Origin of the sequence: Rhizobium sp. RAF56, from assembly GCF_052113965.1 — a bacterium.
GTDB lineage: Bacteria > Pseudomonadota > Alphaproteobacteria > Rhizobiales > Rhizobiaceae > Rhizobium.
The window spans coordinates 1-14,568 of sequence record NZ_JBFRDU010000065.1 but is presented as its reverse complement, the minus strand read 5'-3'; the positions used below and the strand labels follow the sequence as shown (position 1 = coordinate 14,568).

Annotated in this window: 15 protein-coding genes and 1 pseudogene; 14 read left to right on the top strand and 2 right to left on the bottom strand. The window is 60.0% G+C overall.

The annotated features are described in order from the left end of the window. The coding region (locus AB4048_RS27560; protein ID WP_442205157.1) for a YihY/virulence factor BrkB family protein at window positions 1-342 on the top strand (342 nt) is incomplete at its 5' end. A 36-nt stretch (window positions 343-378) separates the two neighbouring features. On the opposite strand, the gene AB4048_RS27555 is transcribed toward AB4048_RS27560, so the two are convergent. Beyond that, window positions 379-1,602, bottom strand: coding sequence for a hypothetical protein (locus AB4048_RS27555; RefSeq protein ID WP_442205156.1), 1,224 nt, complete (start codon window positions 1,600-1,602; stop codon window positions 379-381). A 112-nt stretch (window positions 1,603-1,714) separates the two neighbouring features. Next, a complete protein-coding gene (locus AB4048_RS27550; RefSeq protein ID WP_442205155.1) occupies window positions 1,715-2,542 on the bottom strand; it encodes a transglutaminase-like domain-containing protein in 828 nt (275 codons plus the stop codon). 383 nt (window positions 2,543-2,925) lie between these two features. On the opposite strand from AB4048_RS27550, the gene AB4048_RS27545 reads away from it, so the two are divergent. From AB4048_RS27545 to AB4048_RS27485, 13 genes and pseudogenes are all read left to right on the top strand, one after another. Then, the gene (locus tag AB4048_RS27545) at window positions 2,926-3,822 is read left to right on the top strand and encodes a transglutaminase family protein (protein ID WP_442205154.1); all 897 of its coding nucleotides are present in this window, start codon (window positions 2,926-2,928) and stop codon (window positions 3,820-3,822) included. Window positions 3,823-3,989: 167 nt separating this feature from the next. Then, window positions 3,990-5,060 carry an AI-2E family transporter YdiK gene (gene ydiK / locus AB4048_RS27540; RefSeq protein ID WP_442205153.1) on the top strand — a complete coding sequence of 357 codons (1,071 nt, stop codon included), beginning with the start codon at window positions 3,990-3,992 and terminating at the stop codon, window positions 5,058-5,060. A gap of 44 nt (window positions 5,061-5,104) precedes the next feature. Further along, window positions 5,105-6,007: a carbonic anhydrase gene (locus tag AB4048_RS27535; protein WP_442205152.1), complete on the top strand. Its 903-nt coding sequence runs from the start codon at window positions 5,105-5,107 to the stop codon at window positions 6,005-6,007. A gap of 200 nt (window positions 6,008-6,207) precedes the next feature. Next, window positions 6,208-7,485, top strand: coding sequence for a DUF2254 domain-containing protein (locus tag AB4048_RS27530; RefSeq protein ID WP_442205151.1), 1,278 nt, complete (start codon window positions 6,208-6,210; stop codon window positions 7,483-7,485). A 124-nt stretch (window positions 7,486-7,609) separates the two neighbouring features. After that, window positions 7,610-8,029, top strand: coding sequence for a hypothetical protein (locus AB4048_RS27525; protein WP_442205150.1), 420 nt, complete (start codon window positions 7,610-7,612; stop codon window positions 8,027-8,029). A gap of 4 nt (window positions 8,030-8,033) precedes the next feature. Continuing rightward, window positions 8,034-8,615: an OmpA family protein gene (locus AB4048_RS27520; RefSeq protein WP_442205149.1), complete on the top strand. Its 582-nt coding sequence runs from the start codon at window positions 8,034-8,036 to the stop codon at window positions 8,613-8,615. A gap of 167 nt (window positions 8,616-8,782) precedes the next feature. Further along, window positions 8,783-9,241 carry a hypothetical protein gene (locus AB4048_RS27515; protein WP_442205158.1) on the top strand — a complete coding sequence of 153 codons (459 nt, stop codon included), beginning with the start codon at window positions 8,783-8,785 and terminating at the stop codon, window positions 9,239-9,241. 2 nt (window positions 9,242-9,243) lie between these two features. Beyond that, on the top strand, window positions 9,244-10,470 hold the full coding sequence (locus AB4048_RS27510) for an HlyD family secretion protein (protein WP_442205148.1): 1,227 nt from the start codon (window positions 9,244-9,246) through the stop codon (window positions 10,468-10,470). A gap of 256 nt (window positions 10,471-10,726) precedes the next feature. Continuing rightward, complete coding sequence (locus AB4048_RS27505; protein WP_442205147.1) at window positions 10,727-11,320, top strand: L,D-transpeptidase; 594 nt, start codon at window positions 10,727-10,729, stop codon at window positions 11,318-11,320. Window positions 11,321-11,419: 99 nt separating this feature from the next. Then, a complete protein-coding gene (locus AB4048_RS27500; protein WP_442205146.1) occupies window positions 11,420-11,539 on the top strand; it encodes an ABC transporter in 120 nt (39 codons plus the stop codon). Between the two features lie 183 nt (window positions 11,540-11,722). Continuing rightward, on the top strand, window positions 11,723-11,980 hold the full coding sequence (locus AB4048_RS27495; RefSeq protein WP_442205145.1) for a hypothetical protein: 258 nt from the start codon (window positions 11,723-11,725) through the stop codon (window positions 11,978-11,980). 234 nt (window positions 11,981-12,214) lie between these two features. Beyond that, window positions 12,215-12,967, top strand: coding sequence for a carbonic anhydrase (locus AB4048_RS27490; RefSeq protein ID WP_442205144.1), 753 nt, complete (start codon window positions 12,215-12,217; stop codon window positions 12,965-12,967). 207 nt (window positions 12,968-13,174) lie between these two features. Continuing rightward, window positions 13,175-14,568: pseudogene (locus AB4048_RS27485) on the top strand (decarboxylase); the annotation flags it as partial.

The following is a 14,568-nucleotide window of genomic DNA, read 5'->3' as shown; positions in this document are numbered from 1 at the left end:
GTCTATCGCTTCGGCCCAAGCCGGGAGCCGGCGAGGTTTCGTTGGATGACATGGGGTGCCGCTCTCGTCACGGTCTCATGGTTTGCAATGTCGCTTGGCTTCTCTTTTTACCTAAATCATTTCGCCAACTACAGCGCGACCTACGGCACGCTCGGGGCGCTGATTGGCTTCCTGATGTGGATATGGCTTTCGATTGTCATCCTGATCGTCGGTGGAGAGCTTAACGCGGAACTCGAACATCAGACAGCCAAGGACACCACGACCGGGCCGCCTTTACCGATGGGGTCGCGGGGCGCCTATGTCGCAGATACCCTGGGGCAGACGGCAGACGAGCTTCCTTAGAGAAAACTGCTGTTCCTCGAACGACGATCCGTTATCTCAAAACAGCAGCAGTTTCTTCAGAACAGAGAAAACCTCCTTGAACGGCAGTTGCGTCGCGCCGACGATCCCGAACGGGATGAGCGCGGCCACCGAGACAGGGATGAAAGCCTTGCGGCTAAGCAACATGGCCGACTGTTTGCGGACGATGTCGAACTGTTTGGTGGGATCGGCGATTTCGCCGGTCCCAGCGGACTCCTGCTCCGAGTTCGCAACGACGTTTCTCCCGATGAGCGTCCGTTCCGACGACCGGTGGTATCGCGTTGCCTGCGCGCCGAGCATCATGAGACTCATGGCTTTCAGCTTTGCAAGCGGGCCGGAAAAGGCCGAGAGCGGGTAGGCGAAGAGGGCAAGCACGATCGCGAGCCACCCACCGACGATCATGGTGAAAGTCGTGGCGGTAAGGCTGTCGTGGATCAGATGCTTGGCAATCGCCGCGGCAATCGCCGAACTGGTTCCGAGCACGAAGAGAATGTAGGCGCTCGGATAATCCGCGAGAAAGGATAGCCCGGCCTTGCCGTCGGGATGCGTGGCAACGAGGCGTAGTTCGAGCCGCGCGAAATGGCGCAACAACCAGGCCCACACGAAATGCCGCCAAAGGCCCCTGAGGAACAGGAAGGTGAAAAGAGGCATACTGATGCAGATCGACCACCACCCCGCCGCCGTAAGCGCGTTACCCTCAGGACTGACGTCGGCCGCCCAGGACGATGCCTGCAAGGTTTCAAGATTAATGTAGGATGCAAGCGACACCGCCGCGGCAAGCACGAGACAAACAAGTTCAGCCCCGCGTGAGTCCCGCCGCTTGAGCGCCAGGTTCACGGCGTCGGCGGCAGCGGCGACCGAAGTCGGCGCGATGATCGGCGCACGGAGAAACTGGGTGAGCTTGGTACGCAAGCCCCGCTCCACCTGCGGTTCGGCCAGAACGAAGGCCGCGATCGCCACGAAAAATTTCGCCCAGGGACCTGGATCTCTCAGGTAGCTTCCCGGGCTCAGCGATAGGCTGTCCGGCAAGCCCAGCAGCAATGGCACACCCCAGGCAGCCGCCACGAAGATCAAGGTCCGCCTTCCGGCTCTGAGCGCATGATCGTGCAGCAGCTTCAGTTGTTTCTGAAGCTCGTAGAAGGGGCCGCCGTGCGCCGCGAGGAATTTCGCGAATGTTTCCTCCGGCAACGAGGCATCAATCCCCGTCGACGGAGGTTCTGAACCTTGGCTTTCAGCATCCATCCGGTCACTCCTCCCGATGTTCCGGTTGCCGCTTGCGGCGAACTCCTCAGATGCTTTGCGAACTTAGCCCCGGCATTTGCGAGATTGCGGCCTTTTCAGAAAATCACCATTGCTATTGGGTGCCGGGAGGTTGTGCATCGGTGATGTCATAGGTCCAGACCCGGAAAGACTTCAACACATGCGGACCGAAGGAAACGATGAGCGGGACGTCCGCCGCGTCCCGTCCACGGGCAACCACGATGCGGCCGATGCGCGGCACGTTGTTGCGCGGATCGAACGTCATCCAACGGCCGCCGAGGAAGACTTCGATCCAAGCGCTGAAATCCATGGGGTCGAGGATCGGCACGCCGATATCGCCCAAGTGACCGTTGATATAGCGGGCCGGAATGTTCATGCAGCGACAGAAGGCGATGGCCAGATGGGCGTAGTCGCGGCAGACGCCGATGCGCTCCTCATAGGCTTCCAGGGCCGTTCGCGTCGAGCGGGCATCCTCATAGCCGAATGTGATGTGGTCGTGAACGAAATCGCATATCGCCTGGACCCTGCTCCATCCCGGTGTGAGGTTACCAAACGTGTCCCATGCGATCTGGCTCAATCGATCCGTCTCGCAATAGCGGCTTCCCATCAGGTAGAGGAGGCAATCGTCGGGCAACTCACCAACCGGTGTCTCCTGCGCATCCCAAAAGGCGTGATCATGAGCGCCGCTGTCTTCGAGTGTACCGTCACCCCAAATCTGCAAGTCACCCATCGGCGCGATGAAGCGGCGGCAGACATTGCCGAAGAGGTCGACGTAGGTCGTGGTTGCTGTCTCGGGGCTCGTCACGGCGACATCGGGCGATCGCACATCTGCCGACCGCTCGGGACGCGGTGTCAGCATGGTCAGCATCGGCGTCGGTTGAAGGCAAGTCACGGTAATGTCGTAGCCGTAGCGGATGAGCATAAGGTCATTTCCTCGACGCTCGCTATGGCGGATTGAACGAGGCGCCGCCGTCAACCGTTCGCGGACTGTCCGCACATGCAATCATGACACTAAAACACGGTCGTCGGAACGACAAATGCCAAATCGCTACAAGCGGAGTGCCGGTTGCCGATCCATGCGAACGAATCGACCCGCAGGGGCTGGCAGCGACGAGCAAGAGGCTCGATCTTTTGCTTGAGCCTTCTAGGCATTATCGGGCAGTCGCGCGGGTTGAAAATCGGAGGACCATGCAAGGGATGCACATCCGTCGCTACTGACGGTATATATTCCTGTGCTCGCCAGGAATCACCTGCTATGGCATTGATATCGGCGTCGCTTGCAACGCAACTCTCATCGGTGATTGGATGACCATATTTTCCGTCCGGCATGTCACCTCCTACCAGTATAAGACGCCGGTGAAGTTCGGCGAACACAGACTGCTGTTCAGGCCAAGGGACAGTTTCGATCAGACGCTGTTGAGTTCTCACCTGCAGGTCGATCCGACGCCGGAATACGTCAGGTGGATTCATGACGTGTTCGGCAATTGCGTCGCCCTTATAGGCTTTGCGCAGGCTTCGCGTGAACTTCGCTTCGAAACGATCATCCGACTTGAACATACGCCGCACGTCGCAATCGATTTTCAGATGGACGAGCAGGCTTTGACCTATCCTTTTGCCTACGATCAGGAAGAGGTGCTCGATCTGGAGCCCACTATGCTTCGCCACTATCCCGATCCGGGGGATGATGTCGGCAAATGGGCACGGCAGTTTGTACGGATCGGACAGCCCACCGAGACCGGACACCTCCTGATGACAATGTGCTACGCCATACACGAGAGCTTCACCTACGCTCGGCGGTTGGCATATGGAACGCAGGCTCCGGTGGAGACCCTTCAGCTTCGGCGCGGAACCTGTCGTGATTTTGCGCTGCTGATGATAGAGGCGGCGCGGTCGCTCGAGTTCGCTGCCCGCTTTGTCACCGGCTATATCTACGTTCCAGACCGCGACGGTTCGACGACGCTCGGCGGCGGATCGACCCACGCCTGGTGCGCGATCTATTTGCCGGGCGCCGGCTGGGTGGAGTTCGACCCCACCAACGGCATTGTCGGCAACCGCGACCTGATCCGCGTCGGCGTGGCCCGCGACCCGAAACAGGCAATCCCCCTGTGGGGGAGCTACGATGGCAGCGCAAGCGATACCGCCGGCATGTCCGTGCAGGTGAACGTCACGACGGAAGATCAAAGCGCCAGACGCCACGGATGAGGGAAACACCTTTGCTGGTGCTGTCAGGTGTTCGAAAATGGACAGGATTGAGCATCGGAGCCTGATTTAGGAGAGCGTCTTGGTCGCAGGTCTCCACTCCGACGCGAATTTCTACGCCGCGAAGAACGTGATAGAAAGTAAGGGCATACGGGTGTTGGGGGGAAACAATGATCGAAGATCGTCGGGATGATCTCACTCGCAGAACGCTGGCGGTACTTTTCATCGGCAGCCTGCTTATCGCCAGTTTCTGGATAATGCAGTCATTTCTCCCGGCGATCGTCTGGGCGATGACGTTGGTCATCGCCACCTGGCCGTTGATGCTATGGGTCCAACGCCATGTTGGCGGCAGCCGCGGCTTTGCCACGCTGATCATGACACTGATCCTGCTCCTCGTGCTGATCGTGCCGTTTTGGCTGGCTGTCAGTGTCATCGTTACCAACATCGATGAATTCGGCAACATGGTTCACACTCTTCTGACCATGCAAGTGCCGCAGCCACCCTCTTGGCTGGCGCAGGTGCCGTTGGTCGGCGCACGCGCAACCGAGGCGTGGGCAAAACTGGCGTCGACCCGACTGCAGGAGCTGGCCCCCAAGCTTATCCCCTACGCCGGAGCGCTCACCCAATGGTTCGCATCCGCCGCCGGCAGCTTGGGCACTATGCTTCTGCATTTCCTGCTGACCACCGCTATAGCGGCCATCATGTACTCAGGCGGCGAAAAAGCTGCTGCGACCGCGATCCGTTTCGGCGGCCGCCTTGGTGGCGAGCGGGGGGAAATGGCCATACGTCTGGCCGGGGCGGCGATCCGCAGCGTGGCTCTCGGTGTTGTCGTGACCGCGGTGGCTCAGACTGCCGTGAGCGGCCTTGGTCTTCTGGTTGTGGGCATGCCTTTCGCGGGGTTGCTGACCGCAGCCATCTTCATCCTGTGTTTGATCCAGGTCGGCCCCGGCCTGGTGCTGGTCCCGGTGGTGGTTTGGATGTATTATTCCGGCGATGCGGTGTGGGCGACCGTGATGCTGGTCTTCACCATTGTGGCCGGAACGATGGACCAGTTCATCCGCCCGGTCTTGATACGCAGGGGGGCCGACCTGCCTATTCTCCTTATCCTTGCCGGCGTCATCGGCGGTCTGATTGCCTTTGGCGTGCTTGGTATTTTCATTGGGCCTACGGTCCTTGCGATCGCCTACACCTTGCTGAATGCGTGGATGGCGGATGCGGATCACGACGTCGTGCGAAGGTAGGACATACGAGCAACGACGGCAGATCGCTTGGAGGAGACTTCAGCATGGCAAGCAAGCTTCCCGAAGACGTCTCGCCGGAAGATCCGACGTGGCTCGCCGAAGTGACTTACCGGTTCGCGTTCGACGCGGTTCACAGGCCGCTGCCGGCGGATGCAAACGCTGCCCGGTTGAGGCTCGAGGGCGGTAACCGGGCGTTCGCTGAACTGCTTGGCCGGGTTACCCCATCCAAGCCGGGAAGGCTGAGTATCGATGTCGATCCGCATGATGTCGGACTTCTCCACGGGCGCTGTGCAGCGCCCCGACAACAGCCGTTTGCGGCTGTTGTCGGCTGCGCCGATGCGCGAGTGCCGGTGGAGCTCATCTTTTCCGAAGGCCCGAACGACCTGTTCGTCGTCAGGGCTGCCGGCAACGGCATGGGCGACGACGTCATGGGCAGTCTGAGCTATGCCGTCGACCATCTAAAGGACAGCCTGCGCACCATCGTTGTGCTCGGCCACAGCCGGTGCGGTGCCGTTTCGGCGGCGGTCGATGTTCACCTCGAGCCCGCTAAATACATGAAGATCATCCCGCAGAAGGATCTGCGTCACATTGTGGACCGCACGCTGGTCGTGGTCCAGTTGGGCGCAACCTGGCTGGAACGGGTGCATGGCGCGGAGGTCATACGCCGGCCGGGGTACCGAGCCACGTTGATCGAGGTGGCGATCGTGCTGAACGCGGCCTTGACCGCGTTTGGCATGCGCCCGACCCTCAATCTCGCCGCCGGCAGCGAAATAGAGGTCGTCTACGGCGTCTATCTTCTGGATGAGCGGCTCGTATGGGCGCCAAGAGGCGAGGGCTCGGACTGGTTCGGTCTCGCGCCGGCGCCGTCAGACCCAAATGATTTCGTCAAGCTCTGTGACCTTCTGGCGTCGTGCCCTCGGGTAGAAGCATTGCTCGATATTGCCTAGGGAGTGTGGGGTTAAGTTGTCGGGAGGTAAGGTAAAATCCGATTGAATTCGGTCGGCACCTTACGGCATGATTAAAACCATGCGCTAAGTCTCATGGACGGCGTTCCCAGGCTGGCGGGCCGGGATCGTTCGGGACGAAGGCGACCGTACTATATGGCATCCGAGCGCTCGGCGGGATCCGAGAGGGGGCAGGATCAAAAATGAGCTGGAACAAGCTCTACGCGCTCAGGAGCTACCTGCGATCATCGTTGTGGATCGTACCCTTCTTCGCGCTCATTCTTCAACAGGTACTGTTTCGCACGGCGCTTGCGCTCCAGGACTGGACGACATGGGTCCCGCTCTGGCCGCTCGGCACCGAAGGTACCGTCGCTGCGATGCAAGCCATCATCAGCCTCGCGCTTTCCTTCATCGTCTTCACCTTCGGCTCCCTACTTGTCGCCATACAGATCGCAAGCGGGCAACTCACGCCCCGGATCATCGCGACCACGCTGCTGCGCGACAACGTCATCCGCTTCACGGTGGGATTGTTTATCTTCACGCTGCTCTTCGCCATCGGCGTGATAAGTCGCGTAAACACCTCGGCTCCGCCATTCATCGTGTGGTTCTCGGGCTTCCTGGGCGTGTCGTCGCTGGCTGCCTTTCTCTACTTCATCGATTATTCGGCTCGCCTGCTGCGGCCCGTCAGCATCATTCATCGCGTCGCCGAGCAGGGTTTCGACGTGCTCAATCTGGTCTACCCCGCCCCCCTGGCGCAGGCCGACGGAGCGCCCCGGCGACACCATCCGCGCGGAGGGCCTGCCCGCATCGTCTCGCACCCCGGTTCGTCGGCGATTATTCTTGCCATCGACGTGAAGGCACTGACGTCCCTTGCCAAGCGGGCGGACGGCGTCATCGAACTCGCGGCGCGCATCGGTGACTTCGTGTCGCAACGACAGCCGCTGTTTCGTCTCTATGGCGGTGCCGCGGCGATTGCCGACCACGATCTTCGCGGCGCCGTCGCGTTCGGGCGCGAACGGACGATCGAGCAGGATCCCACCTTCGCCTTCCGTGTCATCGTGGACATCGCCACCAAGGCGCTGTCGAAGGCGATAAACGATCCGACGACAGCCGTGCTGGCGATCGATCAGCTGCATCGGCTGCTGCGCAGCGTCGGCCGGCGCGAACTCGGGGACGATTACAGACACGATAACGAGGGGCGTCTGCGCTTGGTGTTTCCGACGCCGGATTGGGAAGACTTCGTCCAACTGACCTGCCGCGAGATCAGGATCTACGGCACGGAAAATCTTCAGATCGCTCGCAGGCTGCGCGCCATGATAGACAATCTGGTCGAGGTGCTGCCCGAAGCCCGTAAGGCGACGTTGCGGCTGGAACGGGATCTCCTCGATCGGATGATCGACAAGGTATATCTCTTGCCCGAGGACGCGGCGCTCGCACGTATTGCGGATACGCAGGGCCTAGGTGGTTCGTCGCAAGCATAACCTTTCGGCAGGGATGCCTATAAAGCCCAGCGTAACAGTAACGTACTTGTTTGGGGATTTCGTTTCGGGCACGGTTCTGCAGTTGTTACGACGCGCGCGCGTCGATTTCACGGAGGGGACAGTGGTGCTGAAAAGTAAACGTCTTCTGGCGGCCGTTATGTTCGCCTGTATTGCATCCGTCGGACCCTCCAGGGCTCAGACCCTAAGCTACGCCGACGCCGTCACGAAGCTCGCTGACGATTGCGGGGCCGACATCAAGAAACTGTGCAGCGGTCTCAATCTTGGCAACAACAGGATCGCCAACTGCCTGGCGCAGAACGCAGCGAAAGTATCACCCACCTGCAAGACCACGTTGACCGGTGTTGTCGCCTCGATCAGCCGGCGCGAACAGGCGCAAGCCGCATACTCCGAGGTCTGCAGAACCGACATGGCAATGCGCTGCAAGGGGGTGAAGGGGGACGGGAACATACTGGCCTGCTTGAGCAAGGGCCGGATGGTCACCAAGAAGTGCAGCCAGGCGATCACCGATGCGGGGTGGAGATAAGACCATGAAACATCATCTTATCAAGACCGTCGCGCTGCTCGTTGCCCTGGCTGTTCCGCCAGGGCTGGCCGTAGCGCAGCAAGTTTCCCAGCAACGGATCGTTTCCGGACTTGGCAAACTAACCGCAGCCGCTCCAGTCGTCGACTTGGAGCTGTTGAGGCAGGAGGCCATGAATGGCGCTGGCAAGCAGATGTCAGGCCTTCCGAACTGGAGCAAAATTGCCCAGCTGCCGCAGATGGTTGTCGAGATCAACTTCGTGAACGACAGCGTGGCGATCGAGCCCGAGTCCTATCGGACGCTGGGATTGATAGCGGACGCGTTGCATCACCCCAACCTCTGGGCCTACAAGTTTCTGGTGATCGGGCATGCCAGTGCCACCGGGGACGCGAAGCACAACTTCGAGCTCAGCGAGCAGCGCGCCGCCGCAATCAAGGAAGCTCTGTCGACCACGTTCGCGATCGATCCGCAGCGTCTCTATGCTGTCGGCGTTGGCGAGTACTTCCCGATCGATGCGTCGAAGGCCGATGCCGCCGATAACAGGCGCGTGCAACTCGTCAACCTTGGCGTCTTCGCGCGAAAGCCGTGAAGCTAAGGCGACGATGTTGAACTCCGGGCGGGCCCGCATGCCCCCGGGCCTCAAATGCAGTGGTTGCCGAACTGATGAGTTGCCAGCCCAACAGGCCACATCAAGCTGATTGGCGGACGCGTCGGTTCATTGTGGTCTGAAAGAGAGAGGATACTTCGATGGCCCAAATGGCCCAGTCTGTCCATCCTGCAGCGATCGAGCATATTCCGGGTTTCATCGTCGAGCCCGGACAGACCGACTACCTTTTCGTTGGGGTAGCGATCTTCCTGATCCTCATCGTCCTTATCATCGGCAATCTTTACTTTCAGCTTCACGCCGTGCCGGAGCGCATGGCGCATCGGACCAGCAAGGTTCAGATGGAAATCGTGGCGGTGTTGGCGCTGATCTCGCTGTTCACGCACAACCATCTTTTCTGGATCGCGGGCCTGCTGCTTGCCTTCATAGAGATCCCGGACTTTTCGACGCCGCTTTATTCGATCGCGCAATCGCTGGGGAAACTCTCGGGACGCGATCTTCAGTCGACGGGCGATTTGGCGTTGATCCCTGACGAGCCGTTGAACACCGACGAGGCAGCGAAGTCAACGGAAGGCTCCGCGAAGAGTGGCACCGAGAGCGAAGGAGTCTGACCATGTTCGAGTTGATGCTTTGCTCGCTTCTCACCATCTTCCCGGACTATCTTTACCGCCGCTATGCCCAAGGGAAACGGATCGGTCGCGAAATCACCATTTACACCATGTGGTACGAGCTGCGCTGGGGTATCTCGGCCTGCCTCATATTGACCATTTCGCTGATCACGATGATCTTCTACTTCCATCCGTCCACGAAAAGCGCGACGGCGATATTCCGCACCGTGACGATCCTGCCGGAGACGGTAGGTCGCGTCGACGAGGTCTATGTCGGCATCAACGAGACGGTCGCCGCTGGCGCACCGCTTTTCCGGCTGGATGATTCTCAGCAGAGGGCAGCCGTGGAGACGGCCCGTCGCCAGATTGCCGAACTCGAGGCTGAAGGCAAGGTGGCTCAGACGGAACTCGCGACGGCGGACGCGCAGATCCAGGAGGCCCAAGGCCTGCTTCAGGTTTCTATCGACGAGTACGAGATGAAGTCGCAACTGCTCACAAAAGATGCCGTTGCTCGGCGTGAAGTTGAGCGTCTGGCAAACACCATCGATAGCCGCAAGGGTTCGGTGGCTGCCGTACTCGCCAAGAAGGAAACGTTGGCGGTCAAGCTCGGCGTCCTGTTGCCGGCACAAAAAGCAAGCGCGGAAGCGGCTCTCGCCCAGGCGCAGGTGGAGCTGGACAAGACCCTGGTGCGGGCCGGTGTCGCGGGTACCGTCCATCAGTTCACGCTGAGGAAGGGCGACATCGTCAATACGATGATCCGACCAGCGGGTATCTTAGTGCCGACGGGGGCAGGCAGGGGCACCCTGATTGCGGGCTTTGGACAGATCGAAGCGCAGGTGATGAAACCCGGAATGATCGCCGAGGCGACATGCGTCGGAAAGCCATTTGCGATCATTCCCCTCGTCGTTACCGACGTTCAGGATGTCATCGCCGCCGGGCAGCTGCGGCCGTCAGATCAGCTCATCGATGTTCAGCAAATCTCGACGCCAGGCACGTTGACGGTCTTCCTGCAACCATTGTTTGAAGGTGGGCTCGACGACGTCCCGCCGGGCAGCAGTTGCATCGCCAACGCCTACACGAACAACCACGACGCCCTTGCCGACAAGAGTATAGGCACGATGCGATGGGTGTTCCTGCATGTCGTGGACACGGTCGGCCTCGTGCACGCCATGATCCTGCGCATGCAAGCGATGCTGCTTCCCGTGCAGACCCTGGTGTTTGCGGGCCACTAGTGTGAAGCGGTGCCCCCGCCTTGCTCCGCGAAGGAGAGCTTCGCGGGGGCTGCGCGCAGTTGCCTGTGCCGCGCCGAGGCTTGGGGGCCCAAGAGGTGCTGTTGGCTGCCAGATAGTGTCGCGAAAACAACACACGCCCTTCAATCGCATTGTTGCAGTCCCACTCCTCCATTCGGTGACGATCTGAACCTTGGCCGGCATTCATTGCAATGTTAGTAAATAGTAATATGGCAACTGGTTGCTTTGGCGGGCGGGAATGAACAAACACCACATTACGCGACGCGGACTCATACTGGGTGGTCTGAGTCTGGCAATTACGGGATGCACGACAAATGAGGACGGACCGCCGGTCGGTTGGTCCACCTTCGGATCCGATCCGGATTCCGATCCGCAGTACAGGCGTCAGGAGGTTGCCTATAGTGGTGGCGAGCCACCCGGAACCATCGTCGTCAACGTGGAGGAACGCTTTCTCTACTACGTCGAGGGCGAAGGCCGGGCGACACGCTACGGCGTAGCCGTCGGGCAGGAGGGGTTGACCTTCAAGGGCGAAGCCAAAATCGGCCGCAAGGCTGAGTGGCCATCCTGGAAGCCCACCGACGACATGATGGCGCGCAAGCCCCGGCTGCAGGAGTATGCCGATGGCGTCCCGGGCGGGCCTCTGAACCCTCTGGGTGCGGCCGCGCTCTACCTTTACCAGGGCGGGCAAGACACCATGTTCCGGGTGCATGGTACGAATGCGCCTTGGTCGATCGGGCATGCTGTCTCAAACGGATGCATCCGCATGACGAACAACAATATCATGGATCTCTATGGCCGCGCGCCCGTGGGAACGAGGGTGATCGTCATCTGATGCACCCGTCATTCTGTACTAGGCGTCCATGTAAGATTTCTCTAAAGTTTGATTCGTAGCCTACGATAGGGCTGCAGTCTAAGGAGAGAGGACTTCTTGATGAGCAGAATTCTAGTCGTGATCATTGCAATGTTCGCAGTTGCCAACCTGAGCGCCTGCGGAACGATTGGCAAAGGCAAGGGGAAAGCCCCGCCGCCGGCTGAGGCTGTCTACAAGTAACCACCAGCGTTCTTAGAATTTGGAGAAGGGCGAGGTTGGCCCTTCTCCTCCCGCCTTGCCTGGATTTCCTGCTCGAATTGTTTGTGCGCGACAGTTCCTTGCTGACGCCCCCTTAGAGGCCTAGAATGCTTTTGCCCGGCCTGGACACAGGTTTACGGGAGGGCTTCTAGAGGAGGGCGAACAATGCTTACGCTCAAGCCACTATTTGCCGCTTTGGTCGCGACGATGGTTCTCGCAACTTTGCCGGGGACATCGTTTGCGACGGAGCAAGCGCAACAACGCCGTGCTGGGCGTGACGTCAAACAAGACACGCGCCAGGGTGCGCGAGATACCAAGCAAGCATGCCGCGCCGCAGACCAGAAAAGCAACTCGGCGTGCCGCCAGGACAAGCGGCAGACCAAGCAGGGGGGACGCCAGCAGTCCCGAGACATCAAATACTAAGCAGCAAGCGTAAAATCAGCACATCTTGTTTGGTTGCAAGCGACCGGGCCACGGGCGTTTGATTGTGACCTAGTTGCGCCGCCCCGATGGAGGTGCGGTGTTAGGTCTGTATTGTCTTGGCCACGCAAGGCGCCATCGCGCCGGTTAACAGGCATGTGAATAGCGGCAAACCAACGGCCAAGCGGGTCTGGGACACCCCGGTTTCTCGTTTGGTGATATTGCTGGGAGGAAAGCATGGAACGACGCCGTTTCATCAAGGGTTTGGCGTTGATCGGGTTGTGCCCGCTCTGCGCGAGGGCGAGCGTTGCGGCCGAGGGCGCGCACTGGAGCTATGAGGGCGACCACGGCCCCGACCATTGGGGTGCGCTCGGCGGCGACGATGCCGCTTGTTCCATCGGCTCGCAGCAATCGCCGCTCAACATCACGGGCGCAATCGAGGCCGAGCTTCCGGCCCTCGTGCTCGACTGGAAGAAGGGCAGGGCGGAGATCGTCAACAACGGCCACACCATTCAGGTTGACATGCCCCCCGGCAGCAAACTCGTCCGTGGCGACAAGCGCTTCGAGATGCTGCAATTTCATTTCCACGCGCCAAGCGAGCACTTGGTCAAGGGCAAGGGCTTTGCCATGGAGGTGCATTTCGTCCACAAGAACGCCGACACTGGGACTTTGGGCGTGCTCGGCGTATTCATGACATCAGGCGCGGCGAATGCGACATTCTCCGGCCTCGCTGACGCCTTTCCCGTCGAGGAAGGCGCCAAGAGGCCGATAGAGATCGACCCGAATGGCCTGGTGCCGAAGACGCTGGGCTACTGGACCTATGAGGGCTCGCTTACCACCCCGCCTTGCAGCGAGATTGTCGATTGGATGGTCGTGCGCGAGCCAATCCAGGTGGCAGCGGCAGACATCGAAAAATTCACCAAGCTCTACAAGATGAACGCACGGCCGGCGCTTGCGGCGCACCGACGCTTCATCCTGAGTTCGATATAGTCGCCACCGGGGAAGCTCTATTACTGCTCTTGATCGGTCAGTTGCTGCGCCGCAGCAGATCTTGCCGCGCAGGATACTTTTATAGACTCGAATATAAGTATGGATATTTCTAATTTAGTCATTGATAGTTATCGGTGTTGAGTTAGTTTTGGAGTTACGGCAGGCAGGCTTACATTTCCAGCGAATATCTTTTCGGCGGAGGTAAATATGTCGCAGGATTCGAAGCATAAAATAAGCCGTATCGACCAATTCTTTTCAGGACCGAATGCCAGAGCCGATCGGTGGCAGGACCTCGCCGACGCCGCCGAGGCATGGCTTGCCGGTTCGCTCGATCGAGCCCGGTTCGAGGAAGCACTTGCAGAACTAGCGGTTACAGAATCCTATTTCGCCTATCCGGGCGGACAGATGCTGACCGCGCTACGAGACCATGCGGCGGCGGACAATGCCGCTGCCACGACGCACCTCGTCCACCGCATTGTACGCGCCGTGATGACACGGTCGTTTCGGCACGATGCGAACGACTGGGACGCCGGCGAGGATATCCGCGACAGCGTTCCCGAGCTCGTGCCATCGTCGGTGACCGCGCGGGAGCATCACCGACCCTATTTCGAGACATTGATCGTCACGGGCGTGCCGGCGTCGAACTGGCCGGCGCTTAGCACCGAATGGCGCAAGCTTCGCCGCGCACTGGATACCTTCATCTACGAGCCAGTCTTCGTCGGCAGCCTCGAGGACGCYTTTTGCGCGACGATCCTCAACCCCAACATTGGAGCTGTCGTCATCAACGAGGGATTTGCCCTGCGATCRCGACAGGAYGCGCCGATGCTGCGGTCGCTGGTYGCATCTCTCGACTCCARGGAMGTRAATACCGCGTCGGCCCTCGGCCTTGCCAAGATTCTCAAGCGCGTTCGTCCGGAACTCGACCTGTACCTCATGGTGAACCGCAGGGTCGAGGAACTGGCCGGCCAGGCCGATGCKGGCGTCGCCCGCCGGATCTTCTATTCCGTCGAGGAACTGCTCGAACTTCATCTYGCCATCCTCGAGGGCGTGCAAGCGCGATTTGAGACGCCGTTCTTCGACAATCTGAAAACRTATGCGCAGCGACCCGTCGGCACGTTTCATGCGCTGCCGATCGCCAGGGGCAAGTCGATCTTCAAGTCCGACTGGATCCGCGACATGGGGGAGTTTTACGGACCGACGTTGTTTCTCGCCGAAAGCAGCGCGACCACSGGCGGCCTCGACAGCCTGCTGGAGCCGACCGGCAACATCAAGAAGGCGCAGGARCTGGCYGCAAGGGCATTCGGCGCCGACCACGTCTTCTTCGTGACCAACGGCACYTCGACGTCGAACAAGATGGCGGTTCAGGCGCTGCTGGGACCGGGCGATATCGCGATCGTCGATCGCAACTGCCACAAGTCGCACCATTACGGAATGGTGCTCGCGGGCGCTCAGCCGCTCTATGTCGAGGCATTTCCGATGACGGAATACTCGATGTACGGCGCGGTCCCGCTTCGCACCATCAAGCAGGCGCTGTTGAACCTGAAAGCAGACGGCAGGCTSAACCGTGCCAAGATGGTCGACCTGACGAACTGCACCTTCGA